At 70.9% G+C, this 8,865-nt stretch carries 6 protein-coding genes and 1 pseudogene; 1 reads left to right on the top strand and 6 read right to left on the bottom strand.

What is annotated here, in order from left to right; translation table 11 throughout:
- Positions 1-64 precede the first annotated feature (64 nt).
- Genes CCN72_RS25095 through CCN72_RS25080 form a run of 4 tightly spaced genes read right to left on the bottom strand, consistent with a single transcriptional unit; the run spans position 65 to position 5,743 of the window.
- A complete protein-coding gene (locus CCN72_RS25095) occupies positions 65-766 on the bottom strand; it encodes an alpha/beta fold hydrolase (protein WP_086809835.1) in 702 nt (233 codons plus the stop codon).
- Between the two features lie 30 nt (positions 767-796).
- Complete coding sequence (gene asnB / locus CCN72_RS25090) at positions 797-2,629, bottom strand: asparagine synthase (glutamine-hydrolyzing) (RefSeq protein WP_086809833.1); 1,833 nt, start codon at positions 2,627-2,629, stop codon at positions 797-799.
- Complete coding sequence (locus CCN72_RS25085; RefSeq protein WP_143664191.1) at positions 2,629-4,089, bottom strand: phenylacetate--CoA ligase family protein; 1,461 nt, start codon at positions 4,087-4,089, stop codon at positions 2,629-2,631. The genes asnB and CCN72_RS25085 overlap by 1 nt, the downstream gene beginning before the upstream one ends.
- Entirely contained in the window at positions 4,073-5,743 is a 1,671-nt protein-coding gene (locus CCN72_RS25080) for an aromatic amino acid ammonia-lyase (RefSeq protein ID WP_208638088.1), read from the bottom strand. The genes CCN72_RS25085 and CCN72_RS25080 overlap by 17 nt, the downstream gene beginning before the upstream one ends.
- Before the next feature lie 597 nt (positions 5,744-6,340).
- On the opposite strand from CCN72_RS25080, the gene CCN72_RS25075 reads away from it, so the two are divergent.
- Positions 6,341-7,003, top strand: coding sequence for a LuxR C-terminal-related transcriptional regulator (locus CCN72_RS25075; RefSeq protein ID WP_158101409.1), 663 nt, complete (start codon positions 6,341-6,343; stop codon positions 7,001-7,003).
- Here CCN72_RS25075 and CCN72_RS25070 read toward each other — a convergent pair.
- Together CCN72_RS25070 and CCN72_RS25065 are read right to left on the bottom strand one after the other, a co-directional pair.
- Complete coding sequence (locus CCN72_RS25070) at positions 6,993-8,228, bottom strand: ATP-grasp domain-containing protein (protein WP_086809825.1); 1,236 nt, start codon at positions 8,226-8,228, stop codon at positions 6,993-6,995. The two genes, CCN72_RS25075 and CCN72_RS25070, sit on opposite strands and share 11 nt — an antisense overlap.
- 85 nt (positions 8,229-8,313) lie before the next feature.
- Positions 8,314-8,865, bottom strand: a pseudogene (locus tag CCN72_RS25065) (methylaspartate mutase); the annotation flags it as partial.

Raw genomic sequence — 8,865 nt, 5'->3', positions numbered from 1 at the left:
GAAGCAGAAGCGGGGCGCCGGAATCCCGGCGCCCCGCTTCTGCTTCCGCTCCCGCGTCAGGCGGTCAGAGCCACTCCTCCAGCACCGCCCAGAAGCCGGCGAAGTCCTCGTTGTGCACGACGTGCCCGGTGTCCGGTACCGACCGCACGGTGAAGCCCCGCTCGCCCAACTTCCGGGCCCACGGCGGCGGGACGTTGTGGCTCGGGTCGGCGAGGACGATCAGGGAGGGCACCTGTGGGGCCGGCGGATCGTAGCCGCCGAAGCCGTCGAACGCGTCGAGCGTCGCCGGGTCCCAGCGGCGCAGCGCGGTCGACTTGTGCTCCCGCGCCCGCGGTTCCCAGCGCGCCAGCGAGGCCTGGATCCGCTCCTCGCTCCAGTCCTTCTGGACGCGCAGCGCGTCCGTCATCACCTTGGCCGTCGCCTCGTCGGGCGGCGCCGCCCACGCCGGATCCACATGGACCACGCGCCGCGGCCGCAGCCGGTCCAGCGCACCGGCCAGCAGCAGGGCGCCCAGCGAGTGACCCAGGGCCAGATCGGGCCGCTCGGGCAGGGCCTCGGCGATCGCGTCCGTCATCGCGTCGAGGCCGTACGCGTCCCAGCGCGGGCTGCGGCCGTGGCCCGGCAGGTCGACCGCGACGACGCGATAGCCCCGCCGGACCAGTTCGGGTGCCGTACGCCACCAGCTGTTCGTGTCGGCGGTGATGCCGTGCACCAGGACGGCGGTGCGGTCACCGTCGCCCCACTGTTCGATGTGCAGCTGTGCCATCGAGGGTTCGTTCCTTCCGTCTCACGGGTTTCACAGCACGACCCGGACGCCGTACTCCCTTAGCCACTGGTCGAGTTGGATGAGCCGGGGCAGCCAGGGCGGTGGGGTGAAGTCACCGTTGAACCAGGCGTCGCTGTCCACCATGGCCCGCACTGCGGGTACATTGACCAGGTCGAGGACCGGCGCGGCGGGGTCGGCGACGATGGTCCGCACGGTACGGCGGATCGCGTCGAGGTAGGCGGGGCTGTGCCCGAACGGGAAGCCGCTCTTGGGCCGCCGCACCACCTTCTCCGGCAGCAGATCCGCGACCGCCCGACGCAGCAGGCCCTTCTCCTGGCCGCCGGTCCGCTTGAACTCCCAGGGCACGTTCCACAGGTACTCGACCAGCCGGTGGTCGCAGAACGGCACCCGCACCTCAAGGCCGTTGGCCATGCTCATCCGGTCCTTGCGGTCCAGCAGGAAGGGCAGGAAGCGGGTGATCTGGAGGTGGAACACCTCGCGCATCCGCCGGTCCGCGCCGCTCTCGCCGTCGAGCCGGGGCACCTCGGCGAGCGCCGTGCGGTAGGCGTCGGCGACATAGGCGTCCAGGTCCAGCGCCTCGCGCAGCTGCGGCGAGAGCTGGGCGTTGCGGTCCTTGATCCCGGCCGACCAGGGGAAGTTGTCCGTGGGGCGCTCCGCCTCGGCGCGGAACCAGGGGTATCCGCCGAAGAAGTCGTCGGCGCCCTCCCCGGACAGGGCCACGGCGGCGTGTCGGCGCACCTCGCGGAAGAGCAGCAGCAGGGACACATCGAGGTCGCCGACCCCTGGCATGTCCCGGGCGCGCAGCGCCGGGCTCAACTCGCCCACCAGGGAGGTCGTTTCGACCGAGACATCGGTGTGGTCCGTGCCCACGTGACCGGCGACCGCCCGGACGAACGGGGCGTCCCGGCTGACATGCAGGGCGTCCGGCTTGAAGTCGGTCTCGCTGCCGGTGAAGTCCAGCGCGTACGTGGCGAGCCGGTCGCCGTCCTCGGCGAGGCGCCGTGCGGCGAGCGCGACGATGGCGCTGGAGTCGATGCCGCCGGACAGCAGCGCGATCAGCGGCACATCGGACTCCAGCTGGGAGCCGACCGCGTCCCCCAGCAGCCGGCGCACCTCGGCCACGGTGGCCGGCAGATCGTCGGTGTGCGGGGCGGTGGTCAGCTCCCAATAGCGCCGGTGACGCACGCCGTCGCGGTCCACCCGTACGACATGGCCGGGCCGTACCTCGTCGAGGCCCCGGTAGACGCCCTGGCCCGGGGGCTTGATCGCCACCGTGAACAGGGCGGCCAGGCCCTCGGCGTCCACCTCCGCGGGCACCTCCGGGTGGGCCAGGACCGCCTTGGGCTCGGAGCCGAAGATCACCCCGTCGCCGCGCCGGGTCCAGTACAGGGGCTTGATGCCGAGCCGGTCGCGCACCAGCAGCAGGGTCTCGGAGCGGGTGTCCCACAGCGCGAAGGCGTACATGCCGACGAGCCGGTCGAAGGCCCCCTCGCCCCATTCGAGATAGGCGCGCAGCACCACCTCGGTGTCGGACCTGCCGCGGAACGCGTGCCCGCGCCGGGCCAGTTCGGCGCGCAGCTCGCCGTGGTTGTACACCTCGCCGCTGAAGACGAGGACGGCCGGCGGCGCCGTGCCGGCCGGGCCCGCAGGGGTCATCGGCTGGCCGCCGGTCGCCAGGTCGATCAGGGCGAGCCGCCGGTGTCCCAGCGCGGCGTGCGGGGACAGCCAGACGCCCGAGCCGTCCGGTCCGCGCGGGGCCATCGTGGCGGCCATCGCGGTCAGCAGCGGGCCCTGGCCCGACAGATCGCGCGTGTGGTCGACCCATCCGGTGATGCCGCACATCAGTGAGATCCTTCCGGTGTGTCGGAGCCCGTCCCCAGCTGGCGGAGGGACTCGGCGACCACGGCGTTGATCGGCTCCGGCAGGCGCGCCCAGTTGCGCTCGTCGTTGAGGTCCAGGACCCGGGACAGCTTCCAGCCGAGGTACTGGCCGAGGGAGGCGAGCGGGGGCAGTGTCTCCACGGGGCGCACGGACACCGCGAGACCGGGGAACAGCGGCGTGAGCCGCTCGGCAACCATCGCGTTCCAGGCCCCGTCCGGGGTGCCGTCCGTGGTCACCAGCAGCACCACACCGCGGTCGCGCACCACCAGCATGTAGTTGAAGACGGTGTGTCCGGGCAGCTCCGTGGACCACAGGGCCGCCTCCAGGTCGTTCTGGCGCACCCCGTTGCCGGAGAGCGCCACGACGTCCTGCTCCCGGCCCAGCGTGCGCAGCACCGAGGTATGCACCCCGCAGGCGCACGCCTCGCCGGTGATCTCCACGCGGTCGCCGGTGCGGTAGCGCAGCAGCGGCCGGGCCGGCAGGTCCAGGGTGGTCACCACGAGTTCACCGCGGTCGGCGGAGCCGTCGACGGGCCGGGTGCCGGTGTCGTCGTGCAGCTCCAGCAGGTAACTCTGGGTCTGGAGATGCAGATTGCGCTCCCGGCAGGTGACCGCCGTCGTGCCGGTCTCCGAGGAGCCGTACGAGCAGACGTAGGCGGTGCCGCCGGTCAGCCGTTCCAGGTGGCGTACGAAACTCGGTCCGGTCTGTTCGGCCATGAGCAGCAGCCGGTCGAAGCGGGGGGCCGGGAGGCCGCTTCGGTGGGCGAACTGGATCATCTCCAGCAGCCGGGAGGGCGGGCCCACGAACACATTGGCGTTCAGGGACTCGATCAGGCGCAGCACCCTGCCGTAGTCGCCGGTGATGTTGTCCACCCAGGGGCGGAACGACATCACTCCCACGTACTCCAGCACCTTCTCGAACTGGTAGGCGGCGGGCGCGAACGGGGCGTTGATCAGGATCAGGGCGACATCGCGGGGCTGGAGGAACTGGGCCCACAGCTCACCGATGTTGATGGTGTTGATCACGAGGTCGTCGACGGCCTTGGGCGCGGCGACCGGGTTGCCGGTGGTGCCGGAGGACTCGTAGTAGTGCAGGAACTCGGCGAGCGGCCGGGTGAAGGCCTCCTCGCCGTGCGCGGACAGCTCGGCCTTGCCGAGCAGCGGGAGTTGTGGGAAGAGATCCCGCAACACCGCCCGGGGATCGCGGAGTCCGGCCGTCGGCCAGTCGGCCCGCACCGAGGCGTCGGCGGTGTGCCGGTACAGGGCGCTGCCCGCGGCGTGTCCGAGGGCCCGCGCGAGCTTGGCCGCGTGCACCGCCGCGAGGTCCGCGGTGCCCGCGTGGGTCTCCCGGACGAGGCGGGTGTGCTCCTCGACCAGTTTTCCGACCGCCGTGTTCTGCTCGCGGTCACGCAGCAACAACATCTGCCAGCCCCCTGCCTGTGACGAAGTCGGAGTCGGCGAGGCCGGCGGCACGCCGCACGGCCCCGCTCTCGATCAGCCCGATCACCGCCGCGATGTCGCCGTCGAGCCGGCGGTCGCGGGTGACGAACGCGGAGTGCTCACGCAGCACCGCGTGCACGGCGCGGGTCGCGGGCGCGCAGTACTCGATCCCGCGCAGTTCCACCGCCTGCGCGAGCGCCAGCAGATGGATCGCCGCCACCTCGCGCACCAGGCCGCCCACGGTGCGCGCGTCCCGGGCCGCGATGGTGCCCATGCTGACCTTGTCCTGGTTGTGCGCCTCCGTGGAGCGGGAGAAGACGGAGGCGGGCCCGGTCTGCTTGAGGGCCTCAGCGGTGACCGCGGACGCGGCGATCTGCATCCCCTTGAACCCGTGGTGCAGTCCGGCCTGCGGATCGTCCGCCGAGCGCGGCACGATCAGGTTCGGCGGCAGCCCGCCGTTGAACTTCTCGTCCACGACCAGCGCGAGTTGACGGTCCATCAGGTCGGCGAGCCCGGCCACGGAGACCTTGAGGCTGTCCATGGCGTGCCCGACGTGCCCCGCGTAGAAGTTCCCGCCCAGGTGCAGCCGGGACTCCTCGGTGTCGAAGAGCGGATTGTCGCTGGAGGAGTTGATCTCGGTCTCCAGCCAGCGGTCCACCCAGTCGAGCATGTCCCGCACGATCCCGGCGACCTGCGGGGCGCAGCGCACCGAGTACTTGTCCTGGATCCGGTCGTCGAGTTGCAGGTAGCCGCGCCCGGCCAGTGGTTCCCGGCGCGTCAGGATGTCCTCGAAGGAGGTCGCGAGGCCGGATCCGGAGAGCAGCGCGCGGATCGTGCGGGCGCTCTCGATCTGTCCCGGGTGCGGTTTGTTCTCGTGCACGAACGGGTGCATCGCCGAGATGTTGCCGCGCAGCGACTCCAGGGTCATCGCGGTGGCCACATCGGCGACGAAGGCCAGCTCGCGGGCGTCCCAGGCGGCCAGTACGCCGAACGCGGCCGTGAACGACGTGCCGTTGATGAGGGCGATGCCCTCTTTCGGTTCGAGCGACAGTGGCCGGATCCCGGCGTCGAGCAGCGCGTCCAGGGCCGGGCGCACCTCGCCCCGGTGTCTGACCTCGCCCTCGCCGATCAGCGCGGCGGCCAGATAGCACAGCGGGACCAGGTCGCCGCTGGCGCCGAGCGAGCCCCGCTCGGGGATCATCGGCAGGATGTCCGCGGCCAGGCAGTCCAGCAGCGTCCGCACCACCTCGGGGCGCACCGCCGAGGGTCCGCGGGACAGGGCGTTCGCCCGGATCAGCATGGTGGCCCGGGCGACCTCGTCCGGCGCGGCCGGACCCACCCCGTTCAGGTGATAGAGCACCAAGTGCCGTTGCAGATCATGGGCCTTGTCCCCGGATATCTGCCGGATGCAGCTGTCCCCGAACCCGGTGGTCACACCGTAGATGGGGATGTCCTGCGCGAGCAGGGAGTCCTTCAGGGCGACCGACGCCCGCATCCGTTCGACGGCCTGTGCGGCGGGTTCCGCCCGTGCCGTGCCGGCGGCGCCGCGCGCGAGCGTCGCCACCTGGACGGGGGTGAGCGAACCGCCGTCCAGCGTGAGCGTCGTACTGCTGGTCTTGCCCGGTGTTCCCGACACTTCCGACCCCCGTGTGATGACGACAGGCCCTCACCCTCGGCCACGGGACGTTCCCCCGCCTTCCGCCCGACGACGGGTTTTACACCCTGTCCGTAGGGACGGTTTCCTTATTTGCGCACATCGACTTCGGCTCTCAATGTCAAGATATGCGACGCGTATTTAGCTGTTTCTTTGTCAGTAACGTTCTGGACAGTCGTCCACGTGTTCGCGTAGGCTCGATGCCGGTCAGAGGACTGCTGTTTGACGTTCAATTGACTGCCGGGGTGTTTACCGAAACAGCGTGATTCATCACACATGCTGCGGCGTGCACACGGAGACGGGGGCTTGTTGACATGGAGTGTCGTAGTGGTCCGGTGAGTGCGGTCCGGGGGGCCGGAAGAGCCGCAAGAGCACCTTTCCTTTAGAGGTAAGGGATTTACGGATGCATACCGCTTCCCACGAAGAAGCGCGCGTGCCAAGGAATCTTTAACTCAATTCTCGCGCCCGTGGACACGATTCATGACGGGACAAGGACAGGACTCCATGCTCTTGCACAAAGCACTGCCCGAAACCGAACGAACCGATGACGAGAACACTTCCGCGCGCAAAGAAGTCAAGGTGGCGGTCCTGGCCAGCCGGGCACTGACGCGCATCGCGCTTCGCACCGTCATGGCGCAGTCCTCGGGGGTGGAGATAGTCGCCGAGGCGACCACTCCCTTTCAGCTGCATCACGCCGTCGCCGTCAAACGCCCGCACGCCCTGCTGCTCGACGACGCCGATCCCGCCTGGGACACCGCGGAGGTGCTGCGCGGACTGCGGGAGAACGCCGGCCGCCGGGTGGGCGTGGTGATCCTCGCCGACGCGGGCGCGCTGGACGACGCGCTGGCCTATCTGTGCGACGGCGCCGACGGAGTGGTGCTGAACGACGACGCGCCGGCCGAGGTGGCCACCGCGATCCGGGCGGTCGCGGCGGGACACGCCGTGGTGCCCCCGCCGCTCGCGCGCCGGCTCGTCGACCTCGTCGGGGTACGCAGGCCGGCGATGCCCGCCCAGGACCAGATGGCCGCGCTGACCGCGCGCGAGCAGGAGATCTTCGAACTGGTCATCACGGGCATGTCGAACCAGGAGGTCGCGCAGACCCTGGTGCTCAGCGAGCGGACCATCAAGTTCCATGTCTCCAACCTGCTGCGCAAGCTCGGGGTGCGGAACCGCACGCAGGCCATCGTCTACGCGCGGGACCGCCGTCTGCTGCCGGGCCCCGCTCCGTGCGTCAATCCGTGAGGATGCGCAGCTCGGCCAGGGACCGCCGGCAGCGCTCGATGGCATCCGTGGTGTCGTCGCCCTTGCTCGCCACATGACCGAGTCCGTCCCACTGTCCGTCGAAGGACCGGACCACATCGCCCGGACCCACCCACAGGTCGACGCCCACCGTGTCCGGCTTGGCCAGGATCTCGTCCAGACCCCTGACCTCCCGCACCTTCCCGGGCTCCGTCACGATGAGCCAACTCGCCGCGCCGCCACGGGGCTTCGGCCGCTCCGGCACCGCCCGCGCCACGCCCAGCGGCCAGCTGAAGGCCAGCTCCTGGAGGTCGAGGCCGTAGACCGTGCTGATCAGCTGGTTGAGCAGCGCCCCGCCGACCCGGGCCTGGGTCTCGATGAGCACGGGACCCTCGGGGGTCAGCTTGAACTCGGTGTGCGTGGCGCCGTCGCGGTAGCCCAGCGCGTCCAGGACGGCCCCCGTCACCCGCACCACGTCCGCCTCGACGGCCGGGCTGACGCGCGCCGGAATGGCGTGGCCGACATGGACGTGGTTGCTCTCCTCCGTGATGGCCTCGGTGACGGTCGCGACCACATGGTGCCCGTCGAAGCTGAACGCCTCGGCGCTGCACAGCGGCCCGTCGATGTACTCCTCCATGATGAACTCGCCCAGGTCGTAGGCGTGGACGAGCGGATGGTCGGAGGCGCGCAGCCGGCCGATCTCCGCCCAGGCCGCCGCCGTCAGTTCAGGCCCGTCCACCTTCAGCACCCCGAAACTCGCCGTGCCGCAGGTCGGTTTCACGATGAACGGGTAGCCGTGCGCGGCGCCGAAGTCGCGCAGGCTCCGCTCGTCCTCGACCAGCGCGCAGGCCACGAGCCGGATACCGGGCGCCGCCGCCTCCGCGAGCCGCCGCCGCATCAGGTACTTGTCGGTGAACCGGTGTGCCACCTCGAATCCGGTACCGGCCAGGCCCAGTTGGTCGTTGACCCGGGCGGCGGGGTCGAGGCCGGGCTCGGTCAGGGACACCGCGGCGTCGAACGGCCGTACCGCGTGCGCCTCCTGGGCCAGTCGGCGCAGCGTCTCCGCGTCCGCGTAGTCGGCGTGGACGACCTCGACACCGTCCCCCGTGTCGACCGGTCCGGTCTCCTCCGGCAGCCGGACCCAGAGGATGTCGGCACCGCTGGCCCGTGCCTTGGACAGATGGGTGGCGGAACCGCCCACGAGAAGCAGGCGCTTGGCTGGCGTCATGGATGTGTCGCTTTCTCACTGCGGATCCTGGCTGATCCGTGATCGGGTGGATGCCGTGGTCAAGTCGGGTCAGGGGAAGGCGGGTTCAGGGGCGCGGCTCCCCGAACAGATCGGGGAAGTAGTAGATGTCCGCGGTGACGGCGTCGAGCATCTCCCCGATGCGTCCCTCGCCGCGGCGGTCCAGCAGCTCGTCGTTGTGCCGCAGGGTGCGCCGGGAGAACGGCAGCGAACCGGCGGACAGATAGCGGATCGCGCCCTCCCGGTCCCGGCCCGGGACGATCTCCGAGCGGGCGTGGCGGCTCGCGCTGAACGGGATGTCCAGCGTGCCCTCGGCGAACGCGTCCACGATCGCCGCCTTCAGGTCGCCGCCCCGGCCCAGCACCGGCGCGACCAGCTCGTCCACCTCCACCAGGATGCGCGCACGCTCGGCCGCCACCCGCTCCTCGTCCACCGTCACGAAGTCGAGCAGCGGGGAGTTGGCGCGGTCGGCCAGCCGGATGCCCTCGGCGTTGGCCTCGGTGTCCGGGATGCCCGCGGCCTCCTGACGGGTCTTGGAGATCACCTTCCACGCCCCGCCGAGCCGGGCCACGAGGGCGCCGTACAGGATGAGGTCCTCCGCGTGGCCGCGCCGGCGCGG

This window comes from Streptomyces murinus (genome assembly GCF_002154555.1).
Taxonomy (GTDB): Bacteria; Actinomycetota; Actinomycetes; order Streptomycetales; family Streptomycetaceae; genus Streptomyces; species Streptomyces murinus.
Note: the sequence above shows the minus strand (reverse complement) of the source record. Positions and strands in the feature narration are given on the sequence as shown.

What these genes read in the sequence shown, in the direction of transcription:
- CCN72_RS25070 (WP_086809825.1), bottom strand. Translation starts at nt 8,228, where the DNA reads ATGACGCCAGCCAAGCGCCTGCTTCTCGTGGGCGGTTCCGCCACCCAT.
- CCN72_RS25095 (WP_086809835.1), bottom strand. Translation starts at nt 766, where the DNA reads ATGGCACAGCTGCACATCGAACAGTGGGGCGACGGTGACCGCACCGCC.
- CCN72_RS25085 (WP_143664191.1), bottom strand. Translation starts at nt 4,089, where the DNA reads ATGTTGTTGCTGCGTGACCGCGAGCAGAACACGGCGGTCGGAAAACTG.
- asnB (WP_086809833.1), bottom strand. Translation starts at nt 2,629, where the DNA reads ATGTGCGGCATCACCGGATGGGTCGACCACACGCGCGATCTGTCGGGC.